The organism is Ruania suaedae (assembly GCF_021049265.1).
Taxonomy (GTDB): Bacteria; Actinomycetota; Actinomycetes; order Actinomycetales; family Beutenbergiaceae; genus Ruania; species Ruania suaedae.
Genome location: NZ_CP088018.1, coordinates 1,627,928 through 1,653,386, shown reverse-complemented (window position 1 = coordinate 1,653,386; position 25,459 = coordinate 1,627,928). Strand labels below are relative to the sequence as shown.

Genomic DNA, 25,459 nt, shown 5'->3' with positions numbered 1-25,459 from the left:
CTAGTTCGCGCTAGCGTGGGTTCATGGGACCCCTGCATACGTACCAAGTCAGCGTCGACTGGACCGGAGCCGGTACGAAGGGCACCGAGTCGTACACCTCCTATGGGCGCGATCACGTGGTTGTCATCGACGGCAAACCCGCCCTGCCCGGGTCGGCCGATCCCGCCTTCCGCGGTGATGAGCACGGGTACTCCCCGGAGGAGCTGTTCGTGGCCGCGCTCGCGCAGTGCCACATGCTGTGGTTCCTGCACCGGGCTGCGGTCGCCGGGGTCGTCGTGACCGGATACTCCGACCGGGCGACGGGCACCATGCGGGTGGAGGCGGCCGGCGTCGGCCAGTTCACCGAGGTCGCGCTGCATCCGAAGGTGAGCGTCGCCGAGGAGATCGCCCAGGAGACGATCGCCGACCTGCACCAGCAGGCACACGACCACTGCTACATCGCCCGCTCGGTGAACTTCCCGGTCCGGTGCGTGCCGGCGACCACCCAGGTCGCCTCACCTGCCCCGTGACCCCACCCGCGGAGCGCAGCGTGCCGGTGCTTCCGGCACGCAGCGTCGCCGAGCTGATGGCCTTCTACGCCCCGCTGGGTTTCACCGCGCGCGCCGACCCGCCGCCGAACAGCGGCTACGCGATCATCGGGCGGGGCGGGATCGAGTTGCACCTGCATCACTCGCCCGACGTCGACCCGTTGCGGACGGCGTCCTCGTGCTACCTCTACGTCACCGGTGCCGACGCCCTCTTCGCGGAGTGGAAGGCCGTCGGGGTCGTGACCGATCCCGTGACCGGCAGCAGGCTGGCGCCACCGCAGGACACCGCCTACGGCATGCGGGAGTTCGCCCTCGTCGACCCCAGCGGCAACCTGCTGCGCATCGGCTCGCCTCGCTAGGACGGGGACGCCGACCGCCGCCGACAAGGCCTAGGCACTCTCCTTCTTGGCCTTCGCCACCCGCGCGGAGCGGCGCGCCGATCGTGCCTTCGGGGCGTTCAGGGGGGCGACCGCCGTCACCGGACGCAGATCGGCCACGGCGTCGGTCCCGAGGATCTCGGCGAGGAAGCGGCCCGTGTGCGAGGCCTCGACGCGCGCCACCTCCTCCGGGGTGCCCTCGGCGACCACGAGGCCACCGCCGGACCCGCCCTCCGGACCCATGTCGATCACCCAGTCCGCGTTCTTGATCACGTCGAGGTTGTGCTCGATCACGATGACCGTGTTGCCCTTCTCCGCCAGTCCCTGCAGCACGATCATCAGCCGGCTGATGTCCTCGAAGTGCAGCCCGGTGGTCGGTTCGTCCAGCACGTAGACCGTGCGCCCGGTGGAGCGCTTCTGCAGTTCGGAGGCGAGCTTGACGCGCTGTGCCTCACCGCCGGAGAGCGTGGGCGCGGGCTGCCCGAGCCGGACGTAGCCAAGGCCGACGTCGACCAGGGTCCGCAGGTGGCGCGCGATCGCGGGCACGGCTGCGAAGAACTCGGCCGCCTCCGAGATCGGCATGTCGAGGACCTCGGCGACCGTCCTGCCCTTGTAGTGCACCTCGAGCGTCTCGCGGTTGTACCGCGCGCCGTGGCAGACCTCGCACGGGACGTAGACGTCGGGAAGGAAGTTCATCTCGATCTTCAGCGTGCCGTCGCCCGAGCACGCCTCGCAGCGCCCGCCCTTGACGTTGAAGGAGAAGCGCCCGGGCGTGTAGCCACGCACCTTCGCCTCCTGCGTCTGGGCGAACAGCTTGCGCATGTGGTCCCACACACCGGTGTAGGTGGCCGGATTGGAGCGCGGCGTGCGCCCGATCGGGCTCTGGTCGACGTGTACGACCTTGTCCAGCTGCTCCAGCCCCGTCACCCGCTTGTGCCGGCCCGGCACGTGCTTGGCGCCGTTCAGCTCGTTCGCGAGCACGTTGTAGAGGATGCCGTTGACCAGCGTCGACTTCCCCGATCCGGAGACGCCGGTCACGGCGGTCAGCGTCCCCAGCGGGAACGAGACGTCGACGCTGCGAAGGTTGTTCTCGCGCGCCCGGTGCACGGTCACCCAGCGCCCCTTCTCCGGCTGGCGTCGCTCGGCCGGGATCGGGATGCTGCGCCGGCCGGCCAGGTAGGCGCCGGTGAGGGAGTCCGGGGCCTCCAGCAGACCGGCGTAGTCACCGGAGTGCACGATGTGACCGCCGTGCTCGCCGGCGCCGGGTCCGATGTCGACGATCCAGTCGGCCGAGCGGATGGTGTCTTCGTCGTGCTCGACCACGATGAGCGTGTTGCCGAGGTCGCGCAGCCGGGTGAGGGTCTCGATCAGACGGCGGTTGTCGCGCTGGTGGAGGCCGATGCTGGGCTCGTCGAGCACGTACAGCACACCGACCAGGCCGGAGCCGATCTGGGTGGCGAGGCGGATCCGCTGTGCCTCACCGCCGGAGAGTGTGCCGGCGGGGCGGGCCAGGGAGAGGTAGTCCAGTCCGACGTCGAGCAGGAACCCGAGCCGGGCGTGGATCTCCTTGAGCACCTGCCCGGCGATCGCGGCCTCGCGCTCACCGAGCTCGAGACCGTCGAGGAAGCGCTTCGCCTCGTCGATGGCGAGGAAGCACACGTCCGCGATCGACTTGCCGCCCACCGTGACCGCCAGCACCTCGGGCTTGAGCCGTGCGCCCTGGCAGGTGGGGCACGGCACCTGGCGCATGTACTCCTCGTACTTCTCGCGCGACCACTCCGACTCAGTCTCGGAGTGACGGCGCTGCAGGAAGGAGATGACGCCCTCGAAACCGGTGGAGTAGGCGCGCTCGCGCCCCCAGCGGTTCTTGTACCGCACGTGCACCTTGTGGTCCTTGCCGTGCAGCACGGCCTCCTTGGCGCGCTGCGGCAGTGCCCGCCAGGGCACCTCGACCGAGAAGCCCAGCTCCTCCCCCAGTGCGACCAGCACGCGGTCGAAGTACTGGGCGTTCGCTCCGGCCCACGGAGCCACCGCCCCCTCGACGAGGCTGAGGTCGTCGTCGGGGATGACCAGTTCGGGGTCGACCTCGAGCCGGGTACCGATACCGCTGCAGTCCGGGCAGGCGCCGTACGGGGCGTTGAAGGAGAAGGTGCGTGGCTCCATCTCCTCCAGCGCGAGCGGGTGGTCGTTGGGGCAGGCACGTTTCTCGGAGAACCGGCGCGTGCGCTCGGGATCGTCGGCCTCCAGGTCGACGAAGTCGGCCACGACGAGGCCGTCGGCCAGTCCGAGCGCCGTCTCGACGGAGTCGGTCAGGCGCTGGCGGATGTTCTCGCGCACCACCAGCCGGTCCACCACGACGCTGATGGTGTGCTTGAGCTTCTTCTCCAGCACCGGCGGCTCGCTGAGCTGCACGAGCTCGCCGTCGACCAGGGCTCGCGCGAACCCGCGGGACTGCAGGTCCTTGAACAGGTCGGCGTACTCCCCCTTGCGGCCGCGCACCACCGGAGCGAGGACCTGGAACCGCGTGCCCTCGGGCATCGCCCGCAGCCGGTCGACGATCTGCTGCGGCGTCTGGGCCACGATCCGCTCCCCGCACTGCGGGCAGTGCTGGATCCCGGCCCGCGCGAACAGCAGCCGCAGGTAGTCGTACACCTCGGTGATCGTGCCGACCGTCGATCGCGGGTTGCGGTTGGTCGACTTCTGGTCGATGGAGACCGCCGGAGAGAGCCCTTCGATGAAGTCGACATCGGGCTTGTCCATCTGGCCGAGGAACTGGCGCGCGTAGGCCGACAACGACTCCACGTAGCGGCGCTGGCCCTCGGCGAAGATCGTGTCGAACGCCAGCGAGGATTTCCCGGAGCCGGACAGGCCGGTGAAGACGACGAGACCGTCACGGGGGAGATCGATACTGACGTTCTTGAGGTTGTGCTCGCGGGCACCGCGCACGAGGAGGGAGTCACTCACGCCCGCCATCGTAAGCCGGACACCGACCTCGTACAAGCGTTCGACTCTGCCGACGGCGAACACGTCGGTGGCGGATGCCACACTCTCGGTATGGATCAGCGACTCAGTCTCGTCACCCTCGTCGTCACCGATCTCGACCGCTCCCGCGCCTTCTACATCGACGGTCTCGGCTGGACGGCCGAGGTCGACGTGCCCGGGGAGGTCCTGATGATCCGCGTCGGCGAACGGTTGCTGCTCTCGCTGTGGCAGCGCGAGCACGCCGAGGCCGAGATCGGCCCCGTCTCGGCGGGCGGCGCTCCCCCGCTCACCCTCGCCCACAACGTCACCGAACCGGCCCAGGTCGATGCCGTGCTCGAGCTCGCAGCCGCGGCCGGAGGTCAGGTGGGGACGGCGTCGTGGCGCACCTGGGGCGGGTACTCCGGCTACGCCGTCGACCCCGACGGCTTCCGGTGGGAGATCGCCGTCAATCCCACGGCGCTCGGTGAGAGTTTGCTGCCATGACCGGCCCCGCCGTGCCTGGCCGCCACGACGAGCCCGCGGTGGTGCCGGCCCATGTGGAGGCCGGCGGGCCAGCGCTGCACTGGCGGCGGGGCGACCTGCAGCTGTCCAAGATGAGCGTCTCCTCGCAGGACAACAACGCCTACCTGCTCACCGACGCCGTGAGCGGCGATCAGTTGCTGATCGATGCCGCCGACGACGCCCCCCGGCTGCTGGAGCTCCTGCACGCGTGCCATCCACACGGGCGGCTCACCGCCGTGGTGACGACGCACCGACACTGGGACCATCACCGAGCGCTCACCGAGGTGGTGGCTGCCACCGGCGCCGACGTGCTGGCCGGTGCGCCCGACGCCGGCGAGCTGCCGACGCGCGCCACCCGGCGCCTGGTGCACCAGGACGTGGTCGACCTCGGCTCGCACCGGTTCGAGGTGATCGCCCTGCGCGGGCACACCCGCGGATCGATCGCGCTGGCGTGGCGGGATCCGCAGGGGGTCACCTGGTTGTTCACCGGTGACAGCCTGTTCCCCGGCGGGGTCGGCAAGACCCGGTCCCAGGAGGACTTCGAGCAGCTGCTCGCGGACGTCACCGCCCGGGTCTTCGATATGCATCCGGACTCCACGCTCGTCCACCCGGGCCACGGCGACAGCACGATCCTCGGCACGCAGCGCCCGCAGCTGCCGGCCTGGCGGGAGCGGGGCTGGTGAACGGGCATCCCGGTAGGGTGCGCTCATGAGTACCTTCGCCGTCGAGTACGTCTACGACATCTCCCGGACCGCCGACATCGACGCTCTCCGGCCCGACCATCGCGCCTTCCTGGGCGAGCTGGCGGAGCAGGGCACCGTGCTGGCCTCCGGGCCGTGGCTGGACAACGCCGCCCCGGGGGCGCTGCTGCTCGTGTCCGCCGAGAACGACACCGAGGTCAAGAAGATCCTCGACGAGGACCCCTTCCACCGGGCCCACCTGATCTCGCACCGTTCCGTGCGGGCGTGGAACCCGGTGCTCGGGGCCTTCGCCGACCGCACCTGAGCAGGCTCAGCGGTACAGGTCGCCGAGGGAGTCGCGCCGCTCGTCGTCGTCCTCCTGCGTCGGCGGCAGGGCGGCCGGGTCCACCTGGTGGCTGCGCCGCCCGGCCAGCAGGGACGTCACCGTCGTGATCGTGAGGATCCCCACGATCACGATCAGCGAGACGTAGGTCCCCACCTCGGGGATCACGTGCCATTCCTCGCCGGAGTTGATGAACCAGACGTCGTTCTCGTGCAGGGCGTGGATGACCAGCTTGGCCCCGATGAACGCCAGGATCGCCGCCAGCCCGTAGTTGAGGTAGACGAGACGATCGAGCAGACCGTCGATGAGGAAGTACAGCTGGCGCAGCCCCAGCAGCGAGAACGCGTTTGCGGCGAAGATCAGGAAGACCTCCTGGGTCAGCCCGAAGATGGCCGGGATCGAATCGACCGCGAAGAGGATGTCAGCGCTGCCGATCGCGAGGATCACGATGAACATCGGCGTCACGTGCATCCGGCCGGCGGCGCGGGTGAACATCTTGTCCTCGACGTAACCCTCGGTCGTCGGGAAGATGCGACGCACGAGCCGGAGCACGGCGTTCTCCTTGAACTCCTCGTCGTCGTCGGTCTTCTTGAGCTGCGTGATCGCGGTGTAGATGAGGAACGCACCGAAGATGTAGAAGATCCACGCGAACTGGTTGACGATCGCCGCGCCGGCCACGATGAAGAGCGTGCGGAGCACGAGCGCGATCACGATGCCGATCAGCAGCACCTTCTGCTGGTACTTCCGGGGTACCCGGAAGCTCGCCATGATCAGCACGAAGACGAAGAGGTTGTCCACCGAGAGCGACTTCTCGGTGATGTAGCCGGAGAAGTACTGCAGCCCGTAGTCCGATCCCCACTCCAGCAGCACGAAGACGCCGAAGAGCAGGGCGATCAGCACGTAGCCGGCCGACCACAGGCCCGCCTCCTTCAGCGACGGTGCGTGCGCCTTGCGCACGTGGCCGACGAAGTCGACGGCGAGCATCACGACGATCAGGCCGACCGTGGCGATCCATGCCCACAGGGGAACGTCCATGCGAAAAACCTCCGGTGAGTGTGGGTGTACACCGGAGGTCTCCCCCACCACTGGTGGGCCGATGACACCGAGACGAACTGGCTCGTCTGTACTGACGACGTCACCGCTTAAGGGGTACTCCCCTCCAACGGCCGAGCGTAACAGGCCCGCCTCGTTCACGCCCCACACGCACCTGACCCACCTGGGACGGTCTGACCGATCACCGGTGGTGGTTCGGTCTGCCCCAGGTGGGTCAGATGAGAATCACTGCGTGGTGCAGTGCTGGTTCGTTGCTGCTACTTCATCGTTCCCTGGCTCACCGAGCCCTGGAGCTGACGCTGGAAGACGATGTAGGCGATCAGCACCGGCACGATCGTCACCACGGCGGCGGCGAACATCGCCCCGAAGTCGACGGCGTAGCCTGCCGAGGAGATGAAGCTCGCCAGCACCTGCGCGAGCACCCAGTTGTCCCGGTCGGTGTTCAGCGCCACCGGCAGCAGGAACTGGTTCCACAGCCCGAGGAAGTTGAAGATCGCCACCGAGGCCATGCCCGGGCGTGCCATCGGCAACATCACCTGGAAGAAGGTGCGCCACTCCCCCGCGCCGTCGATCGCCGCCGCCTCGCTGATCTCATCCGGCAGACCCCGGAAGAAGGAGTAGAGGAAGAAGACCGTGAACGGCAGGGCGAAGGAGACATAGGTGACGATCAGGCCGGGCAACGTGCCCAGCAGGCCGAGGTTCTGCAGCACGAAGAACAGCGGCACGATCGCCAGGAACACCGGGAAGGTGAGGCCGGCGAGCATCAGGTAGTAGATCGCCCGGCGCCCGAAGAACTCGAACCGCCCGAGCACGTAGGCGCACATCGAGCCCAGCAGCATCACCAGCACCAGGGCGGTGCCGACGACGATGACGGTGTTGATGAACGCATCGCCGAGGCCGGAGTCCACCCACGCGTTGGCGTAGTTGGTGAAGCTCCACTCCGCCGGCAGCCCGAACGGCGAGGCGAAGATCTCGCTCGAGGTCTTGAACGAACTGAGCAGGGTCCACAGCATCGGTGCGATGACGAGCACGCACCAGAGCACCAGTGCCCCGTGCGAGGCTGCCGCGACCGGGCGGTCACCCTTGGCGGGCACCACCTTCCGGCTCGGTCGCTGCGCGGTTGTCGCACTCATGAGGCACCTCCCCTGTCTCGACCACCGGTGAGCCGGTTCACGGTGAACACCAGGGCGGCGAACACCAGGGTGACCAGTGCGATCACCACACCCATCGCGCTCGCGTAGCCGAACTTGCTCTCGGCAAAGGCCGTGCGGAACAGCTGCTGGGACATCACCAGCGTCGAGCTGTCGGGCCCACCCTGGGGGTTCAGCGCCTGCATGTACACATAGGCGTCCAGGGCCATGATGCCGATGTAGATGTAGGCCGTCTGCACGTTGTCACGGATGAGCGGCAGCGTGATCGACCAACTCATCCGCGCCCGGCCGGCGCCGTCGAGACGGGCCGCCTCGTAGGTCTCGGCCGGGATGCCCTTGATCGCGGCGATGAACAGCAGCATGTAGAAGCCCACGAAGCCCCACACGATCACGAAGATCGAGGCGGGCATCGCCGTTGTGATGTTGCCGAGCCAGGCGAAGGACTGGAACTGGTCCAGCCCCAGGCCTGTCAGGACGCCGTTGACCAGCCCGCTGCTGGGATCGAGGATCAACCGCCAGATCAGGCCGATCGCGATGCCGGGGATCACATACGGAAACAGCGAGACCACCCGGTAGAACCCGGCGCCCTTGACACCCCGGATCTGGCCGCGGCCGGCACCACCGATGGTGATGAGGATTGCGAAGATCAGCGCGATCGAGAGCGTCACGAAGGGCACCACCAGGCCGAGCACCACGCTGTTGCCCACGGCGTTGGTGAACCGCGGATCCTGGGCGAGGGTGATGAAGTTCTGCAGCCCGACGAACTCCTGCTCCGGTGAGAAGCCCGACCAGTTCGTCAGCGAGTAGTACCCCGCCTGGATGAACGGGTTGATGACGAAGACGAGGAAGAGCGCCAGCGGCAGTCCGAGGAAGACCACGAAGAAGCTGACGCGGTCCAGCGTCCACTTCTTGCGCCCCCGACGGGGCCCGGGAACGGGCCCCGTCGGAGTGGTCTGGTTCGGCGGCTGCCCGTCGATGACGGAGCCGGAGAGGGTCATGAGACCTCGACCTTGTCGATCGTGTCATCCTCCCGGATCCGGTCGGTGATGGCCTGGAGCTCGCTGGTCAGGTCCTCGACGGACTTGCTGCCGTCGAGGAAGGAGTTCCAGATCGGCAGCTGCTCGGGGTTCATCCCGTAGGTGTTGACGAAGTTGAACGTGAAGATGTTCTCCCCCGCCGCCGAGAGCAGGTCGGTCTGGGACACCAGCGCGGTGGAGCCGAAGCCGTCCTCGGGGACCGTGTCACGCACGATGGTCGGGGCGAGCTTGGTGGCGGCGAAGTTCTCCGCCGACTCCTTCGACAGCATGGTCCGCAGGAGCTCCATCCCGGCGGCGGTGTTGCCGTCGGAGGGGACGATGAACGGCTCGCCCGCGGTGGAGTGCAGCGCGTCGGGGCCCAGGGCCGGGTCGGAGGTGAGGCTCATCGACGAGATGCCCATCATCTCGAAGCCTTCGGTGGTCTGGTCGCGCATCTCGTTCTCGATCCAGGACCCGGAGGGGTAGAGCAGGAACTCTTGGGTGTTGGACCACTGCGCCTGCGCCGCGGTGAACTGTGTGCCCGAGCCACCGGGCTTGAAGTACCCGGCGTCCACGGCCTCCTTCATCGCCGAGAACACACCCTGGACCGCCTCCTGCGACCAGCAGTCGGGCTCCAGGTTCTCCAGCGCCAGGCGGACCTCGTCGCCACCCTCCTTGATCGCCGACTCGATCGCCAGCGTCTGGTAGTAGGTGGAGGCCTCGGTACCCCAGCCGAACAGGTACAGATCCTGCTCCTGCGCCGCGGCACCGAGCTCCAGCGCCTCGTCCCACGTAGTGGGCGGGGTCCAGCCGTTCTCCTCGAACAGGCTGGCGGAGTACCAGACGCCGTAGACGGTCAGCACGTAGTTGATCGCGGCGAGCTTGTCACCGTAGGTGCTGGGGGCCAGCACGCCATCGTAGAGGGTGTCCCGGATCGTGGTGCCCTCGAGGTTCGGCGCGTCGATGACCGCGTTGAGGTCCTCGAGCTGGTCCAGGATGGCGTTGAAGCCGATGGAGCCGGCCCCGGAGTTGTCGACCAGGTCGGGCGGGTTCCCGCCGACGAACCGCGGCTGCAGCTCGGTGGCGATCTGGGTGGACGGGGAGACCTCCACGGAGGAGCCCTCGTGGTTCTCGGCGAAGATCTCGGCCGCGAACTCGACGTAGTCGACCCCGTAGCCGCCGTCGAAGATGACGGCGTCGACGGTGGTGTCCGCCGCCATGCCGAACGGGTTGTCCGCCGAGGTCTCGCCGCCCGGCTCCTCGCCGCCGTCGGTGGTCTCCTCCTCGTCGCCACCGCCGGTGGCGCACGAGGCCAGGGTGACGCCGAGCGGGAGGCTGGCGGCCGTGATGAGTCCGCCGCGGAGCACGGTCCGGCGGTCGGTGGTGGTGGTGGTGGTCAGCTTGGTGTTCATGTCGTCATCGACCTTTCTGTGGTGGGGGTGGGGGGAAGTGCATGGGTCGGGGCCTGGTCAGCCGGCACGCCGGATCCGGCCGCGGTATCGCTCCTCGAGTGCATGGTTGTGCTCGTCACCTCCAGGGGAGTTCGCCGAGATGTACAGCGGCGGTACCGAACCCGCCGCCAGCATCCGCTCCGTGACGCCGAGCGTGAGTGCCTGGGCGATGAACGCGGCGGTCAGCGAGGAGACCGCGCCGACGCCGTAGGTCTCACCGAGAGTGAGCGTCGCGTCACCGAACGGGGCCAGGTTGTCGATGACCACGTCGGCCACGTCGGCGAGGCGCTGCCCGCTCGGGTGCTTCACGGGCACCGCCATGGTGTGCTCCATGCTCGTGACCGCGATGACCTTGTGCCCGCGCTCCTTGACCGCCAGGGCCAACCCGACGATGGAGCCGTTCACACCCGAGTTCGACGCGATGACGAAGATGTCCTCCGGGTGCAGCGGCGAGGCCGCCAGCAGCTCGGACACGACGTCGGGGTCGCGCTCCATGGTCGCGCCCTCGAGATCGGCCACCGGGCGGTCACCGTGCAGCACGACATCGCGCAACGAGATCCGGGTGGTCGGGATGAGGCCGCCGGCGCGGCCGGCGATCTCCATCGCGAACGCCTCGGAGTGCCCCGTGCCGAAGGCCTGGATCACACCACCGGCGTCGAGCGAGGAGACCAGCAGGTCGACGGCGGGGTCGAATGCGCCGTCGGCAGCACGCTGGGCCAGGGTGTCCAGCCGGCCGGTCACCTCTCGGTGGAAGTCGGACACGGTGTCGATCATCGGGTTCCTCTCGGTCGTGGTCGGGGGTCGTCAGGTGGCCTGGGTCAGTCGGGGCGTCGCCGTGCCGCCACGGCGTCGGCCGAGGCCGCGATCTTCGCCGCCGCACCGCTGTAGTCCTGCTGAGCCACGATGAGATAGAGCACATCGAGGACGAACAGCTGGGAGTGCTTGGCGGACAGATCCGCCGGGTGCAGGTATTGCTCCGGGACCGAGGCGAGCAGGCTCACGTCGGCGAGCTGTGCCAGCGGCGAGGACGGGAAACTGGTGATGGCCACCGTGAACGCCCCCGAACGCTGGGCGCGCGCGAGCATGTCGATCGTCTCGCGGGTACGGCCGCTGTTCGAGATCCCGATCGCGGTGGTCCGCGGCCCCTGGATCGAGGCGCTCGCCAGGCCGGCGTGCACGTCTCCCCAGGAGTGGGCGTTGACGCCGATGCGGTAGAGCCGGGTGCGCATCTCGTCGGCCATCGAGAAGCTCCCGCCGGTGCCATAGATGTCGAGGTGCGCCGCGCCGGTGATCCGCCGGGCGACCTCGGTGACCCGTGCGAGGTCGAGCACGTCCGCCGTGGCGCGCAACGACCGCACGTGCGCATTGAGCAGCGCGCGCAGCACGTCGTCAGGAGAGTCGTCCGGGTCGAGCGTGCGTCCCATCTCCAGGCGCCAGGTCTCGGCGTCGGGATCCTCACCGCGACCGGAGTCGGTGGCCACGCCGACGCGGAACTGCACGTAGCCGGGGTACCCGAGCTGGCGGCAGAATCGGGTGACGGTCGCCGGGGAGGTACCCGCGCGATCGGCCAGCTCGGTGATCGAGAGCTCCAGCGGTGCGGTGGGGTCGGCCAGCACGACATCGGCGATCTTGCGCATCGCCACCGACATCAATGCCCGGTTGGCATGGATACGCTCGGTCACGCGGAGGTTCCGGTCGACCTCGGTCACCGTGCTCGCCACTGAAAATCCCTCTCGCTTGTCCGCTGAAGTACGTGAAAGGTATTCTCAGGTTCGAGCTTCGTCAAGCGTCTCGGAGGAATCGTGACCAACTGTTATCTCGGCATCGATGCCGGGGGTACGTCCACACGTGCGGCACTGGTGCTCGCGGATGGGACATGCCTCGGCCTCGGCCGCGCCGGAACGGGCAACCCGATCAGCGCCGGGCCCGAGCTGGCCGCCCAGAACGTGCTGGCCGCGACCCGCGCGGCGCTGGCCGACGCCGAGCTCGGCGCCGGGACGCTCGCCGGCGGGATCGCAGCGATGGCCGGCGGTCGCGTCGCGCGGCGGGTCGACTGGCTGAATGGCCCGCTGCACGAGGCGGGCATCGGGATCTCGCTGTCGCTCGAGCCTGACCTGCTCGCCGCCTTCCTTTCGGCCACTCCGCAGCCGGACGGGTACGGGGTGGTCGCCGGGACCGGCGCCGTCGCGGTGCGGGTGCGCGGCTTCGAGCTCGAGTCGGTCACCGACGGTCTCGGCTGGCTCCTAGGCGATGCCGGTTCGGGATTCTGGGTCGGGCACCAGGTCGTGCGCGCCGGCCTGGCCGCGCTGGACGGCCGGGCCGCGCCGACCACCCTCACCGCTGCCCTCTTCGACGCCCTCGAGGTCGACCCCGCTGCCCCCGCCGAGGTGGAGGGACGCCCGGGAGCGATCCAGCACGCGGTCGACGTGCTCTACACCTGGCGCCCGGTCGAGCTGGCACGCCTGGCACCGCTCGCCTTCGAGGCCGCGACGGCGGGGGACGCGACGGCGGCCGCCATCGTGGAGGAGGCGGGGACGGCGCTGCGTGCAGCGCTCGAGGCGATGCTGGTCGAGGACATCCCCGGCCCCGTCGTCTTCGGTGGCAGTGTGCTGGTCCAGCAGCCGGCCGTCGCGGCGCTCGTCGGCGCGGCGCTGCCGGAGCAGGAGCCGCTCCTCACCTCCGACGGGCTGGTCGGCGCGGCCAATCTCGCCCTGCGCCGCGGTGGGGTCACGGTCACCGAGCCCGTCTTCGACCGGTTGACCGAGACGGTGGGCGCCCGCCGCTGACGGTGGCGGCGGGGGCCGATCAGCCGGCCCTCGCTCAGGCGGTGGCCTGGGTCATCTGCCGCAGCTCCTTCTTCAGGTCGGAGATCTCGTCCCGCAGCCGGGCGGCCAGCTCGAACTGCAGCTCGTCCGCCGCGGACAGCATCTGCTCGTTCAGCTGCTGGATCAGGTCCGCCAGGTCGCTGGCGGCGGCACCGGCCAGCTTCTCCCGGGCTCCGCCCGCGCCCGCCTGCTTCCTGCCGCCCTTGGCCTGCCGGTAGCCACCCTCGAGGAGTTCCTTGGTGTCGATGTCCTCGCGGGTGAGCATGTCGGTGATGTCGCCGATGCGCTTGCGCAACGGCGTCGGGTCGATCCCCATCTCGGCGTTGTAGGCCAGCTGCTTGTCCCGCCTACGATTGGTCTCCTCGATCGCGTGCTGCATCGAGGCGGTGATCGTGTCCGCGTACATGTGCACCTGCCCGGAGACGTTGCGCGCCGCCCGGCCGATGGTCTGGATCAGCGAGGTTCCCGAGCGCAGGAACCCCTCCTTGTCCGCGTCCAGGATGCTGACCAGCGAGACCTCCGGCAGGTCAAGCCCCTCCCGCAGCAGGTTGATGCCGACCAGCACGTCGAATGTCCCCATCCGCAGCTCCCGGAGCAGCTCGACGCGCCGGAGGGTGTCGACCTCGGAGTGCAGGTAGCGCACCTGCACCCCGCGCTCGAGCAGGTAGTCGGTGAGGTCCTCGGACATCTTCTTCGTCAGGGTGGTCACGAGCACGCGCTCATCACGCTGCGTGCGCTCGGTGATCTCGGCGAGCAGGTCGTCGATCTGACCCTGGGTGGGCTTGACCACGACCTCCGGATCGATGAGTCCGGTCGGCCGGATGATCTGCTCGACCACGCCGTCGGACTGGCCGAGTTCGTAGTTGCCCGGCGTGGCGGACAGGTACACGGTCTGGCCGATCCGCTCGAGGAACTCCTCCCAGCGCAGCGGCCGGTTGTCCATCGCGCTGGGAAGACGGAACCCGTGATCGACGAGGGTGCGCTTGCGCGACATGTCGCCCTCGTACATCGCACCGATCTGCGGCACGGTCACGTGCGACTCGTCGATGACGAGCAGGAAGTCCTCGGGGAAGTAGTCCAGCAACGTGTGCGGAGCCGTGCCGCCCTCGCGCCCGTCGATGTGCCGGGAGTAGTTCTCGATGCCCGAGCACGAGCCGATCTCGCGCATCATCTCGATGTCGTAGGTGGTGCGCATCCGCAGCCGCTGGGCCTCCAGCAGCTTGTTCTGCCGCTCCAGCTCGGCCAGGCGCTCCTCCAGCTCGGCCTCGATCGTGGTGATCGCGCGTTCCATCCGCTCGGGACCCGCGACGTAGTGGGTGGCGGGGAACAGGTAGAGCTCGGACTCGGTACGCACCACCTCGCCGGTGAGCGGGTGCAACGTGGCCAGGGATTCGATCTCGTCCCCGAACATCTCGATCCGGACGGCCATCTCCTCGTAGACCGGGATGATCTCGATGGTGTCCCCGCGCACCCGGAAGGTGCCACGCGTGAAGGCCATGTCGTTGCGGGTGTACTGCATCGTGACGAACTGACGGAGCAGGTCGTCCCGCTCCATCTGATCCCCCACCCGCAGCGGCACCATCCGGTCCACGTACTCCTGCGGGGTCCCGAGGCCGTAGATGCAGGAGACCGAGGCGACCACCACGACGTCCCGGCGGGTCAGCAGGTTGTTGGTGGCCGAGTGACGCAGCCGCTCCACCTCGTCGTTGATGGAGGAGTCCTTCTCGATATAGGTATCGGTCTGCGGGACGTAGGCCTCGGGCTGGTAGTAGTCGTAGTAGGAGACGAAGTACTCGACCGCGTTGTTCGGCAGCAGCTCACGGAACTCCGTGGCCAGCTGCGCAGCGAGGGTCTTGTTCGGTGCCATCACCAGCGTCGGCCGCTGCACCTGCTCGATCAGCCAGGCGGTCGTGGCCGACTTCCCGGTGCCGGTGGCGCCCAGCAGCACGACGTCCTTCTCGCCTGCCTGCAACCGCTGGGTCAGGTCGGCGATGGCGGCGGGCTGATCCCCGGCCGGGGAGTACTCGGAGATCACCTCGAAGGGGGCGACGATGCGCTGCAGATCGGTCACGGGACGCATGGGGACTACGGTACGCGCAGGGTGTGACATGGTGCCCCCGTGGCCTCCTCCGCGCGACCGACCCGTCTGCCGATCGACGACGATGCCGTCCGCTGGCACCTGCCTGCGCCGTACTCCCCGCAGGAGCGCGCCGAGGCCATCGACCGGCGTCCGCTGCTCGTGCTCCTGCACGGATACGGGGCGGACGAGCACGACCTGGCGGGCCTGGCACCGCAGGTGGCACCGGACGCCGTCGTGGCCAGCGTGCGCGCCCCGCTGCCCGCCCATCCGGGCTACGCGTGGTTCCCGATCGAGGACATCGCCCGCGCCGGGTCGCCGGACCCGGGCATCGCGGCCGCCGCCACCGCCGGGGTGATGCGGTGGCTGGAGGGGGTGCAGGCGCTGGCGCGCACGCCCGGCCCGGTCGGACTCCTCGGCTTCTCCCAGGGTGGGGCGATGGTGACCCAGCTGCTGCGCCACCATCCGGAGCTGTTCGCCTGCGGTGTGGTGCTCTCGGGTTTCCTCGTGCCCGGCCTGGTGGCAGGCGATGAGGCGCTGGCACAGATCCGCCCTCCGGTCTTCTCCGGTTACGGCTCCGCCGACCCGTTGCTGCCGCCCGAGGTGTTCGAGACCACGACGGCGTTCCTCACCGCCCACACCGACCTGACCGTGACCCGGTACCCCGGTCTCGGACACGGTGTCTCACCGGTCGAGGTGGCCGCCGTCGCGGAATTCCTGGAGCGCCACCTGCGCGGGTGAGCACCCAGGAGGCAGGATGGGGGTGACCACCCGCACCACCTGAGGAGAGATCATGGCAGTCGTCAGCAACGCCACCACCGCCTGGACCGGGGACCTGGCCAACGGCTCCGGCCGGACCACCTTCGAGACCTCGGGGCTCGGCACGTTCGACGTGTCCTGGAAGGCCCGGACCGAGCCCGGCGCCGGCACCACCACCCCGGAGGAGCTCATCGCCGCCGCGCACGCCTCCTGCTTCTCGATGGCCTTCTCCCACGAGCTCGCCGGCCACGGCACACCGCCGGAGTCGGTCAGCACGGCCGCCGAGGTCACCTTCGAGCCGGGAACCGGCATCACCGGCATCGCGCTGACGGTCTCGGCCGTGGTGGTGGGGATCACGGAGGAGGACTTCCAGCGCATCGCAGCCGCCGCGAAGGAGGGCTGCCCGGTCTCCCAGGCCCTCAAGGCCACCCCGATCACGCTCGCCGCCACCCTCGCCGCCTGAGCCGCAGACCCTCGCACGCGGCCCGGCCCGCCAACGTCGGTGCTCGGCACCGACGCCGGCGAGGTGCACCTAGCGCGTCGGCGGATGCCACCCGGTCGCCTGCGCCCATGCCTGCATCCGCGGCCACGCCCGATCGAACCAGGGCTCCTTCGCCTCGGCGTAGGCGCCGGTGGTGGCGGTCCGGGCCGCGAGCGAGCGCTTCAGGCGCGCGTACTCCTCCCGCTCGGACGGGACGGCGCGCAACCAGTCCCGGAAGAGCAGCGCGTACCGCCAGCCCGGGCCGTCGGCCACGCGCACGTGCGCGTTGACGTGACGGCCGGGGTCGGCGTTGGCGTGCAACAGCTTCGTCCAGGCGCTCGCCTCGTCATCGGCCCCCGCCTCGGGCCGATCGGACCACTCGCCCGGTACCGGTGGGAAGCCGGCGTCCGTGAGCCGGCCGGCGAGGGCGTGGGCCGTGGCGAGGTCGGCGACGCCCACCTGCAGGTCCAGGACGTCCTTGGCCTCCAGCGCCGGGACCGCCGTGGAACCGATGTGCTCCACCGTGAGGATGTGCGGGCCACCGGCCCGGCGTATCCGCTCGCCGAGCACCGCCGCCTGGGCCGCCCACGAGCGTGGCCCGCCGGGGTCGGGGACCGGCGTGGCACCGACGGGTCGCTCGGCGAGGGCAGCCATCTGGAGGTTGTGGGCGTAGGTGTCGATCCGGTGCACCCACAGCTCGGCCACCTGCCGCTCGGTCTCATCCTGCGCACCGCCGTTGTCGATCCATACGTCGGCCACGCGCCGGCGCTCGGTGTCGTCGGCCTGCGCGGCCATGCGAGCGCGCGCGTCCTCGGCAGGCATCCCGCGCGCGCCGAGCCGCTCGAGCCGTACCCGTTGCGGCGCCCCGACGACGATCACGAGGTGGTGATCGGCAGCCAGATCGTTCTCCACCAGCAGCGGGATGTCGTGCACCACCACCGCACCGGGCCCCAGGGTGGCCTCACGTTCGGCAGCGGCACTGCGCACGCGGGGGTGCACGATGGCGTTCAGGCGCTGCCGCGCGTCCTCGTCGCCGAAGACCACCCGCGCGAGCGCGGCACGGTCCAGGCTGCCGTCGCCGGCCCGCACCGCCTCCCCGAACGTCGCGAAGACCTCGTCCAGTCCCGGGGTACCGGGTGCCAGGACCTCCCGGGCGAGGAGGTCGGCATCGATCACGACGGCGCCCCTCGCCTCGAGCATGCGCGTCACCGTGGACTTGCCTGCCCCGATTCCTCCGGTCAGGCCCACGCTCAGCACCCCGTGCGCCGTCACGATGTGCTCCCCGCCGGCGTCGCGAGGTCGGGACCGCCCGCCAGGGCGGTCTCGAGCACGATCCGGAGCCCGGCGGCCACCGTGGCGGGGGCGAGCACGTCGGCGCCGGGCACGTGCACGAACCCGGCCTGTGGCGCGGTGCCGGCCGCCGGGAGGCGCTGCTGCGCCCACGCCGCCAGCCGGTAGGCCACGGCGTTGCACACGTAGGTGCCGGCTGTCATCGACAGCGCGGCGGGGATACCGGCGCCGGTCAGCGCCGCCAGCGCGCGCTTGAGGGGCAGCGTCGCCCAGCGTGCGGCAGGCCCGTCCTGGACCGGTGTGTCGACGGGCTGCTCGCCGTCGTTGTCGGGGATGCGCGCGTCCCGGAGATTGACGGCGAGCCGTTCCAGGCTCAGTTCGCTCCTGCCCGCCGCCAGTCCGGTGGCGAGTGCGACCTGCGGCCGGTGCACATGGAGCAGCTTGTCCAGGTCCTGCCCGGCGCGCCGGTAGGAGACCGGGAGCTCGGCCACGACGAGCGCTTCGGGCCGCTCCCACGCGCCGGCCACGAGCCGTACCGCCTCCATCGACGGATTGGAGGCGGCGCCGTCGAAGGGTTCGAAGCCGGTCAGCAGCACCGTGGCGGGGGCGTCGGTCACCGAATCAGCGTAACTCGATGCCCGTAGCCCGGCCCTTCGGGGCCCGGACGCGGACCGGCCCGCCGCCTCGGGAGAGGCGACGGGCCGGATGCGCCGGCGATCGGGGCGATCAGTTGCCGGTGAGCTTCTCCCGCAGCGCGGCGAGCGCCTCGTCGGAGGCCAGCGTGCCGCCTGCCTCGACCGGGGCCGAGGTGTAGGAGGAATCCGGGGACTCCACCGCACTGCTGCTCGAGCTGGACGAGGACGAGCTGGAGGACGAGGACGTCGCCGACTCGGCGTCGGCCTCGATGGCCCGCAGCACCTGAGCCTTGTGCGCCTCCCAGCGCTCGTGGGCGGCCGCGTACTGGCCCTCCCAGGCCTCGCGCTGGGTCTCGTAGCCCTCGAGCCATTCGTTGGTCTCGGGGTCGAAGCCCTCGGGGTACTTGTAGTTCCCCTGCTCGTCGTACTCGGCGGCCATCCCGTACAGCGACGGGTCGAAGTCGTCGCTGGTCGGGTCGAAGCCCTCGTTCGCCTGCTTCAGCGACAGCGAGATCCGGCGACGCTCCAGGTCGATGTCGATGACCTTGACGAAGACCTCGTCGTCGACCTTGGCGACCTGCTCGGGCACCTCGACGTGGCGCTGGGCCAGCTCGGAGATGTGCACCAGACCCTCGATACCGTCCTCGACGCGCACGAACGCACCGAAAGGAACGAGCTTGGTGACCTTACCCGGCACGACCTGCCCGATGGCGTGCGTGCGGGCGAAGGCCTGCCACGGGTCCTCCTGGGTGGCCTTGAGCGAGAGGGAGACACGCTCGCGGTCGAAGTCCACGTCGAGCACCTCGACGGTGACCTCCTGGCCGACCTCCACGATCTCGTTCGGGTGGTCGATGTGCTTCCAGGACAGCTCGGAGACGTGCACGAGGCCGTCCACGCCGCCCAGGTCCACGAACGCACCGAAGTTGACGATCGAGGAGACCACACCGGGGCGCACCTGGCCCTTCTGCAGCGTCTGCAGGAAGGTCGAGCGCACCTCCGACTGGGTCTGCTCGAGCCAGGCGCGGCGGGAGAGCACGACGTTGTTGCGGTTCTTGTCGAGCTCGATGATCTTGGCCTCGATCTCCTGGCCGATGTACGGCTGCAGGTCGCGCACGCGGCGCATCTCGACCAGGGAGGCGGGCAGGAAGCCGCGCAGGCCGATGTCGAGGATCAGGCCGCCCTTGACGACCTCGATGACGGTGCCGGTGACGACCCCGTCCTCTTCCTTGACCTTCTCGATGGTGCCCCAGGCGCGCTCGTACTGGGCGCGCTTCTTGGACAGCAGTAGACGGCCCTCCTTGTCCTCCTTCTGGAGGACGAGAGCCTCGACGGCGTCCCCGACGGCGACGACCTCGTCGGGGTCGACGTCGTGCTTGATGGAGAGCTCGCGCGAGAGGATGACGCCTTCGGTCTTGTAACCGATGTCGAGGAGAACCTCGTCTCGGTCGACCTTGACGACCGTGCCCTCGACGATGTCACCGTCATTGAAGTACTTGATGGTCGCGTCGACGGCTGCGAGGAAGTCCTCTTCCGAGCCGATGTCGTTGATCGCGACCTGCGGTGTGTTCGTCGAGGCCGGGCTGGTGATAGTCATTGAGTGTTGGACTCCGATGCGGACAGGGATAGTGGGTCGGACACAGGACAGCAACGAGCGGTTCGTCCGGAACAAGCCGCTCGCGGTGGCTACCCTCGCGACATGCGCCCAGGGCGCACGAACGCACGAATAACCGCGTCAATCCTACCCCGACATCGGAAGTGGTGGCAAAGGCGATGATGGGCGCATGAGCGAGCACGATCGCGAGGGCCGCCAGGGCGCCACGCGGGCCGGGTACGAGGTGGTCGATCCCGCGGCCGCGGCCGGGGCGAACGCCCGCTGGTGGTCCGAGGAGGCCGCGGACTATCTGGGTGAGCACGGCGATTTCCTCGGGGATGCCGACTTCCGGTGGTGCCCGGAGGGGCTGCGCGAGTCCGAGGCCGCGCTACTGGGCGATCTCGCCTCGCTCCGGGCGTCCCGGGTGCTCGAGATCGGCGCCGGGGCGGCGCAGTGTTCACGGTGGCTGCGCTCACGCGGCGTCGAGGTGACCGCCTCGGACGTGGCGCCGGGGATGGCGCGCGCGGCAGCGGAACTCGATCGGCGTACCGGCGTTCCGGTGCCCTATGTGGTGGCCGATGCGCGCGCTCTCCCGCTGCGCGATGGCTCCGTCGACGTCGTCTTCACCGCCTTCGGCGCGATCCCGTTCGTCCCCGACGCCCATCGGGTGCATGCCGAGGCGGCGCGGGTGCTCCGCCCCGGTGGGAGGTGGGTGTGCGCCGTGGTCCACCCGATGCGATGGGCCTTCCCGGACGATCCCACCTCGGCGGGACTGACCGTGGTCCGCCCGTACTTCGACCGGACCCCGTACGCCGAGCTCGATGCCTCCGGCCGGCCGCTGTACGCCGAGTTCCACCGGACGGTCGGCGACCACGTCCGCGACCTGGTCGCTGCCGGATTCACCGTGGTGGACCTGGTCGAGCCGGAGTGGCAGCCGGGCAACACCCACGTGTGGGGCGGCTGGGGCCCCGAACGTGGCGCCCTGCTGCCCGGCACGATGATCCTGGTGGCCGAGTTGCGGTGACCAGGATCAGGCACAGCGTGAGGCTCAGTGGCCGGCGTCGCGCCAGTTCGCGCCGGTCCCGACGCTGACCTCCAGGGGGACGGTCAGGTCCGCGGCCGCAGCCATCTGCTCGCGCAGGATGCTCTCGGCCTCGGCCGCCTCCCCCGGGGCCACCTCGACGACGAGCTCGTCGTGGACCTGCAGCAGCATCCGCGATCGCAGCCGCCGCTCGGAGAACTGGCGTTGCACCCCGATCATGGCGACCTTGATGAGGTCGGCGGCGCTGCCCTGGATCGGAGCGTTCAACGCCATCCGCTCGGCCATCTCGCGCCGCTGACGGTTGTCACTGGTCAGGTCGGGCAGGTAGCGCCGGCGCCCGAGGATGGTCTGGGTGTATCCCTGCACCCGCGCCTGGTCGACCACGGAGCCCAGGTAGTCGCGGACGCCGCCGAACCGCTGGAAGTACTCCTCCATCAGTTCCTTGGCCTCCGCGGTGGGGATCGTCAGCTGCCGGGAGAGGCCGAAGGCGCTCAGCCCGTAGGCCAGGCCGTAGGACATCGCCTTGATCTTCGAGCGCATGGTCGCGGTGACCTGGGCCGGCTCCACGTCGAAGACGCGCGAACCCACGAAGGAGTGCAGGTCCTCCCCCGAGCGGAATGCCTCGATCAGGCCCGCGTCCTCGGAGAGGTGGGCCATGATCCGCATCTCGATCTGGGAGTAGTCGGCCGTCAGGAGCGACTCGTACCCACCGCCGACCACGAAGGCGGCCCGGATGCGGTGCCCTTCCTCGGTGCGGATCGGGATGTTCTGCAGGTTGGGGTCGGAGGAGGACAGGCGCCCCGTGGCCGCGATCGTCTGGGAGTACGTGGTGTGGATCCGCCCGTCCGCGGCCACGGTCCGCAGCAGGCCCTCGACCGTCTGACGCAGCCTGATCTGGTCGCGGTGGGTGAGCAGATGCTCCAGGAAGGGGTGCTCGGTCTTGGTGTAGAGGTCGGCGAGCGCCTCGGCGTCGGTGGTGTAGCCCGTCTTCGTCTTGCGGGTCTTCGGCATCTCCAGCTCGGTGAAGAGCACCTCCTGCAGCTGCTTGGGCGAGCTGAGGTTCACCTCCCGCCCGATCACCTCGTAGGCCTGGGCCGCCGCTGCCCGCACGTGCTCGTCGAACTGCCGCTCGAGGTCGCGCAGGTACGGCTCGTCCGCGGCGATCCCCACCTTCTCCATGCCCGCCAGGACGCCGGCGACGGGAAGCTCGAGATCGCTCAGGAGGGCCACCGACGCGCGCTCCTGGAGCTGCTCGGTCAGCACCTGCGCCAGCTCGGCCGCGGCGGCCGCCCGGACGGCGGAGAGCTCGGCTTCGTCGGGGCCGTCCAGGATCAGCATCTGCTGCCCCGACCCCTCGGCCTCGTCCCCGGCCTTGAGCTCGCGTCCGAGGAAGCGCAGGGTGAGGTCGGACAGGGCGTACGAGCGCTGGTCGGGGTGGCACAGGTACGCGGCGGTCGCCGTGTCGAAGGTGACGCCGGCCAGCGCGAGACCGCGTCCGTCCAACGCGTGCCAGGCGGTCTTGGCGTCGTGCAGGACCTTCTCGCTGGCCTCGTCCGTGAGCCAGGAGGCCAGCGCGACCTCGTCCTGGGGCGCGAGGTCGGTGAGGTCCAGGGTCAGCACATCGCCGCCGGGCGCCGCGATCGCCATCCCCCAGGCGTCACCGGAGCCCTCACTCACGCTGCCCCGTACGTCCACGCCCAGTCGATCACCGCGGCGCTCGTCCAGCCAGTCGCCGAGCGCACCCGGTTGCAGGGGCGTGATCGAGAGATCGAAGGCCGCCGCGGTGGCGGACTCGGTGTCCTGCGGGTCCATCTCGAACAGCCGGTCCCGTAGTACCCGGAACTCGAGCGCGTCGAAGACCTGGTGCACCCGCTCGCGCTCGAACGGCCGGCGGGCGAGATCGTCCGGACCGACCGGCAGCTCCATGTCCCGCAGGAGCTCGTTCAGCTGACGGTTGAGCAGCACCTGGTCGAGGTGGTCGCGCAGCGACTGGCCGGCTTTGCCCGTCAGGGCCGGCGCCTGGGCGACGATCCCCTCGAGACCGCCGTGGGCGAGGATCCACTTCGCGGCCGTCTTCGGACCCACGCCCGGCACGCCGGGCAGGTTGTCGCTGCTCTCCCCCACCAGCGCCGCGAGATCGCTGTACTGGTCGGGCCGGACACCGTACTTCTCCTCCACGGCCGTGGGCGTCATGCGCACCAGATCCGAGACGCCCTTGCGGGGGTAGAGCACGGTGACGCCAGGGTTGACGAGCTGATAGGTGTCCCGGTCGCCGGAACAGATCAGCACCTCGTAGCCGGCGGCGGAGGCCTGCGTCGCCAGCGTGGCGAGGATGTCGTCCGCCTCGAAGCCCTCGCGACCCAGCGTGGTCACGTCCAGCGCCGCGAGCACCTCCTCGATGAGCGGAATCTGCCCACGGAACTCCTGCGGGGTCTCCTCCCGCGTGCCCTTGTACTCGGCGTAGGTCTCCTTGCGGAACGTCTGGCTGGAGACGTCGAAGGCCACGGCCACGTGCGTGGGGTCTTCGTCCCGCAGCAGGTTGATCAGCATCGAGGTGAAGCCGTACACGGCATTCGTGGTCTGGCCCGTGGAGGTGGAGAAGTTCTCCGCCGGAAGGGCGAAGAAGGCACGGTAGGCCATCGAGTGTCCGTCGATGAGCAGGAGGCGGGGTCGCGCAGTGTCACTCACACCTGACAGCCTAGGACGCATGACCGACACTGCGGGCACCCGTCCCGGATCGAGCGGGAACGGCCCGGCGATCACCCTGACCGGCACCCTGATCGAGCGCCTGGGCATCGAACTGCTCGACCAGGGCCCCGAACGCACCACCGGCCGCATGCCGGTCGAGGGCAACACCCAGCCGGCGGGTCTGCTGCACGGCGGAGCCTCGGCCGCCCTGGCGGAGACGCTCGCCTCGATCGCGGCGATGCTGCATGCCGGCCCGGGCCGGTCCGCCGTCGGCCTCGATCTCAACGCGACGCATCACCGCGGCGTCCGGCAGGGATGGGTGCGCGGTGAGGCACGGGCGATCCACCTCGGGCGGACCACCGCGGCCTACGAGATCGCGGTGCTCGAGGAGGAGTCCGGCCGGCGGGTCTGCACCGCGCGGCTGACCTGCCTGCTCCTGGACTCGGCCTGAGACCGCTCGACCAGGGCGCCCAGGTCCACCCCGCGGGCCGGTGTCTCGGGGAGCCCCCGGCTACGCCGACGGCGCGCGATCAGTTCCTCCAGGCCACGCGGGCGCCGGGCGCGCACAGGTGTGGCCGCCGGATCGATCCGCCGCAGCAGCGAGGCGGTCTCGGCCACGCGCCGCGCTCCCGCGGGCAGGAAACCCAGTCCGGCCAGGAATCGCTGCTCACTGCGCGCACCGGTCAGCGGTGAGGTGACGATCCGCTCCGCCCCGCACCGGGCCGCCTCGATCGCCCCCTGGTGCAGGAGCGCCCGCCCGACCCCGCGACGCCGGTGCGCGGCATCGACGTAGACGGCCTCGATGCGCGCGTAGGCGACGTCACACAGCAGTCCCGGCGGCAGGCACTGCATGAGCGCCACCCCGACCGTGACGCCGTCGGACTCGGCGAGCACCAGCCGGCTCTCCGGCATCTCGAACCAGGCCGCGAGGTGGCTGTCGAGGCCGGCCACCTCGGGCGCGACGAACTGCGGGCCGAGCGGGGAGTCCTCCCGGGCCGACCGCAGCACGGGCAGGACCGACGGCAGGTCCTCGACCGCCGCGAGGCGGGCACGCACGGTCGCGAAACTCACCGTCATCACCCTCCTCCCACGGTCTGAGGTCTCGCTCACATCCGCATGAGCCGTGACTGCCACGTCACCGACGTGGGCCCAGCGTAGACCTTACTTGGCGCCGACCTGATCGATCACGGCGTCGGCGACCTCGCGCATCGTCAGGCGCCGGTCCATCGAGGTCTTCTGGATCCATCGGAACGCCTCCGGCTCGGACAGACCCATCTTCGTCATCAGCAGTCCCTTGGCCCGATCCACCCGCTTGCGGGTCTCGAACCGGTCGGTCAGGTCGGCCACCTCCGACTCCAGCGCGGAGATCTCCTGGTGCCGCGAGATCGCGATCTCCAGGGCCGGGAGCAGGTCGCCCGGGGTGAAGGGCTTGACGACGTAGGCCATCGCACCGGCGTCCCTGGCACGCTCGACGAGCTCGGTCTGGGAGAAGGCGGTGAGGAGCACGACCGGGGCGATTCGCTCCTTCGTGATCTTCTCGGCCGCCGAGATGCCGTCGAGCACGGGCATCTTCACGTCCATGACGACCACGTCGGGCTTGAGCTCGGTGGCGAGCCGGATCGCGGTCTCGCCGTCCCCGGCCTCCCCCACGACGTCATACCCGGCCTCGGCCAGGGTCTCGACGACGTCGAGGCGGATGAGCGCCTCGTCCTCGGCCACCACGGCCCGGCGGGCCCGGCCGTGCTCGGGCTTCTCCTCGGGTGCGGCCTCGGGCATATCGAGGTCCAGCAGGCTGTCAGGCGTCTCCGGCGTCCCGCCGGTGGTCTCGTCCGTGCTCACGAGGCGATCCTAACGCGCGTGGACAGGACGCCGATGCACCTGCATTCCTCGTGCCCCGTCCCGGACTCGAACCGGGACGCCCGTGAGGGCAGCCGGGTTTGAGCCGACCGCGTCTGCCTATTCCGCCAACGGGGCGCCGGCCCGTGCCCGG

24 protein-coding genes and 1 tRNA gene are annotated in these 25,459 nt (G+C 69.9%); 10 read left to right on the top strand and 15 right to left on the bottom strand.

What is annotated here, in order from left to right:
• Window positions 1–23 precede the first annotated feature (23 nt).
• A complete protein-coding gene (locus tag LQF12_RS07640) occupies window positions 24–509 on the top strand; it encodes an OsmC family protein (protein WP_231055361.1) in 486 nt (161 codons plus the stop codon).
• Window positions 506–886 carry a bleomycin resistance protein gene (locus tag LQF12_RS07635; protein ID WP_231055360.1) on the top strand — a complete coding sequence of 127 codons (381 nt, stop codon included), beginning with the start codon at window positions 506–508 and terminating at the stop codon, window positions 884–886. The genes LQF12_RS07640 and LQF12_RS07635 overlap by 4 nt, the downstream gene beginning before the upstream one ends.
• Before the next feature lie 30 nt (window positions 887–916).
• Here the strand turns inward: LQF12_RS07635 and uvrA are convergent, their stop codons facing one another.
• Window positions 917–3,877 (bottom strand): excinuclease ABC subunit UvrA, encoded by a 2,961-nt coding sequence (gene uvrA / locus LQF12_RS07630; RefSeq protein ID WP_435531227.1) that lies wholly within the window; start codon window positions 3,875–3,877, stop codon window positions 917–919.
• Window positions 3,878–3,958: 81 nt separating this feature from the next.
• Between uvrA and LQF12_RS07625 the strand changes: the two genes are divergently transcribed.
• Genes LQF12_RS07625 through LQF12_RS07615 form a run of 3 tightly spaced genes read left to right on the top strand, consistent with a single transcriptional unit; the run spans window position 3,959 to window position 5,392 of the window.
• On the top strand, window positions 3,959–4,369 hold the full coding sequence (locus LQF12_RS07625; RefSeq protein WP_231055358.1) for a VOC family protein: 411 nt from the start codon (window positions 3,959–3,961) through the stop codon (window positions 4,367–4,369).
• Window positions 4,366–5,070: an MBL fold metallo-hydrolase gene (locus tag LQF12_RS07620; protein ID WP_231055357.1), complete on the top strand. Its 705-nt coding sequence runs from the start codon at window positions 4,366–4,368 to the stop codon at window positions 5,068–5,070. Before LQF12_RS07625 ends, LQF12_RS07620 begins: the two co-directional genes overlap by 4 nt.
• 25 nt (window positions 5,071–5,095) lie before the next feature.
• The gene (locus LQF12_RS07615; protein ID WP_231055356.1) at window positions 5,096–5,392 is read left to right on the top strand and encodes a YciI family protein; all 297 of its coding nucleotides are present in this window, start codon (window positions 5,096–5,098) and stop codon (window positions 5,390–5,392) included.
• A 6-nt stretch (window positions 5,393–5,398) separates the two neighbouring features.
• On the opposite strand, the gene LQF12_RS07610 is transcribed toward LQF12_RS07615, so the two are convergent.
• From LQF12_RS07610 to LQF12_RS07585, 6 genes are all read right to left on the bottom strand, one after another.
• Window positions 5,399–6,445 (bottom strand): TerC family protein, encoded by a 1,047-nt coding sequence (locus tag LQF12_RS07610; protein ID WP_231055355.1) that lies wholly within the window; start codon window positions 6,443–6,445, stop codon window positions 5,399–5,401.
• Window positions 6,446–6,720: 275 nt separating this feature from the next.
• Window positions 6,721–7,596 carry a carbohydrate ABC transporter permease gene (locus LQF12_RS07605; RefSeq protein WP_231055354.1) on the bottom strand — a complete coding sequence of 292 codons (876 nt, stop codon included), beginning with the start codon at window positions 7,594–7,596 and terminating at the stop codon, window positions 6,721–6,723.
• The gene (locus LQF12_RS07600; protein ID WP_231055353.1) at window positions 7,593–8,612 is read right to left on the bottom strand and encodes a carbohydrate ABC transporter permease; all 1,020 of its coding nucleotides are present in this window, start codon (window positions 8,610–8,612) and stop codon (window positions 7,593–7,595) included. The genes LQF12_RS07605 and LQF12_RS07600 overlap by 4 nt, the downstream gene beginning before the upstream one ends.
• Window positions 8,609–10,042, bottom strand: coding sequence for an N-acetylglucosamine/diacetylchitobiose ABC transporter substrate-binding protein (ngcE, locus tag LQF12_RS07595; RefSeq protein WP_231055352.1), 1,434 nt, complete (start codon window positions 10,040–10,042; stop codon window positions 8,609–8,611). The genes LQF12_RS07600 and ngcE overlap by 4 nt, the downstream gene beginning before the upstream one ends.
• 57 nt (window positions 10,043–10,099) lie before the next feature.
• Window positions 10,100–10,855 (bottom strand): sugar isomerase domain-containing protein, encoded by a 756-nt coding sequence (locus tag LQF12_RS07590; protein ID WP_231055351.1) that lies wholly within the window; start codon window positions 10,853–10,855, stop codon window positions 10,100–10,102.
• 44 nt (window positions 10,856–10,899) lie between these two features.
• Entirely contained in the window at window positions 10,900–11,802 is a 903-nt protein-coding gene (locus LQF12_RS07585; protein ID WP_231055350.1) for a MurR/RpiR family transcriptional regulator, read from the bottom strand.
• A gap of 81 nt (window positions 11,803–11,883) precedes the next feature.
• Here LQF12_RS07585 and LQF12_RS07580 point away from each other — a divergent pair, with 81 nt between their 5' ends.
• The gene (locus LQF12_RS07580; protein ID WP_231055349.1) at window positions 11,884–12,867 is read left to right on the top strand and encodes an N-acetylglucosamine kinase; all 984 of its coding nucleotides are present in this window, start codon (window positions 11,884–11,886) and stop codon (window positions 12,865–12,867) included.
• 34 nt (window positions 12,868–12,901) lie between these two features.
• Here the strand turns inward: LQF12_RS07580 and uvrB are convergent, their stop codons facing one another.
• The gene (gene uvrB, locus LQF12_RS07575; RefSeq protein WP_290370749.1) at window positions 12,902–14,986 is read right to left on the bottom strand and encodes an excinuclease ABC subunit UvrB; all 2,085 of its coding nucleotides are present in this window, start codon (window positions 14,984–14,986) and stop codon (window positions 12,902–12,904) included.
• A gap of 39 nt (window positions 14,987–15,025) precedes the next feature.
• On the opposite strand from uvrB, the gene LQF12_RS07570 reads away from it, so the two are divergent.
• A complete protein-coding gene (locus tag LQF12_RS07570; protein WP_231055348.1) occupies window positions 15,026–15,724 on the top strand; it encodes an alpha/beta hydrolase in 699 nt (232 codons plus the stop codon).
• Window positions 15,725–15,776: 52 nt separating this feature from the next.
• Complete coding sequence (locus LQF12_RS07565; protein WP_231055347.1) at window positions 15,777–16,205, top strand: OsmC family peroxiredoxin; 429 nt, start codon at window positions 15,777–15,779, stop codon at window positions 16,203–16,205.
• Window positions 16,206–16,274: 69 nt separating this feature from the next.
• On the opposite strand, the gene coaE is transcribed toward LQF12_RS07565, so the two are convergent.
• From coaE to rpsA, 3 genes are all read right to left on the bottom strand, one after another.
• The gene (gene coaE / locus LQF12_RS07560; RefSeq protein ID WP_290370748.1) at window positions 16,275–17,495 is read right to left on the bottom strand and encodes a dephospho-CoA kinase; all 1,221 of its coding nucleotides are present in this window, start codon (window positions 17,493–17,495) and stop codon (window positions 16,275–16,277) included.
• Window positions 17,492–18,130 carry a pyroglutamyl-peptidase I gene (locus LQF12_RS07555; protein WP_231055346.1) on the bottom strand — a complete coding sequence of 213 codons (639 nt, stop codon included), beginning with the start codon at window positions 18,128–18,130 and terminating at the stop codon, window positions 17,492–17,494. Before LQF12_RS07555 ends, coaE begins: the two co-directional genes overlap by 4 nt.
• 109 nt (window positions 18,131–18,239) lie before the next feature.
• The gene (gene rpsA, locus LQF12_RS07550) at window positions 18,240–19,742 is read right to left on the bottom strand and encodes a 30S ribosomal protein S1 (protein WP_231055345.1); all 1,503 of its coding nucleotides are present in this window, start codon (window positions 19,740–19,742) and stop codon (window positions 18,240–18,242) included.
• 187 nt (window positions 19,743–19,929) lie between these two features.
• Between rpsA and LQF12_RS07545 the strand changes: the two genes are divergently transcribed.
• Complete coding sequence (locus tag LQF12_RS07545) at window positions 19,930–20,763, top strand: class I SAM-dependent methyltransferase (RefSeq protein WP_231055344.1); 834 nt, start codon at window positions 19,930–19,932, stop codon at window positions 20,761–20,763.
• A gap of 24 nt (window positions 20,764–20,787) precedes the next feature.
• Here LQF12_RS07545 and polA read toward each other — a convergent pair whose 3' ends face one another.
• Window positions 20,788–23,490: a DNA polymerase I gene (polA, locus tag LQF12_RS07540; RefSeq protein ID WP_231055343.1), complete on the bottom strand. Its 2,703-nt coding sequence runs from the start codon at window positions 23,488–23,490 to the stop codon at window positions 20,788–20,790.
• Here polA and LQF12_RS07535 point away from each other — a divergent pair.
• Window positions 23,489–23,920 (top strand): hotdog fold thioesterase, encoded by a 432-nt coding sequence (locus LQF12_RS07535; protein WP_231055342.1) that lies wholly within the window; start codon window positions 23,489–23,491, stop codon window positions 23,918–23,920. The two genes, polA and LQF12_RS07535, sit on opposite strands and share 2 nt — an antisense overlap.
• Here LQF12_RS07535 and LQF12_RS07530 read toward each other — a convergent pair.
• The 3 genes from LQF12_RS07530 to LQF12_RS07520 all read right to left on the bottom strand — a co-directional run bounded on the left by LQF12_RS07530 (window position 23,836) and on the right by LQF12_RS07520 (window position 25,443).
• A complete protein-coding gene (locus LQF12_RS07530; protein WP_231055341.1) occupies window positions 23,836–24,546 on the bottom strand; it encodes a GNAT family N-acetyltransferase in 711 nt (236 codons plus the stop codon). The two genes, LQF12_RS07535 and LQF12_RS07530, sit on opposite strands and share 85 nt — an antisense overlap.
• A gap of 84 nt (window positions 24,547–24,630) precedes the next feature.
• Window positions 24,631–25,245, bottom strand: a complete 615-nt coding sequence (locus LQF12_RS07525) for an ANTAR domain-containing response regulator (RefSeq protein WP_231055553.1) — start codon at window positions 25,243–25,245, stop codon at window positions 24,631–24,633.
• Between the two features lie 114 nt (window positions 25,246–25,359).
• Window positions 25,360–25,443, bottom strand: a tRNA-Leu gene (locus LQF12_RS07520).
• Between the last annotated feature and the right edge of the window lie 16 nt (window positions 25,444–25,459).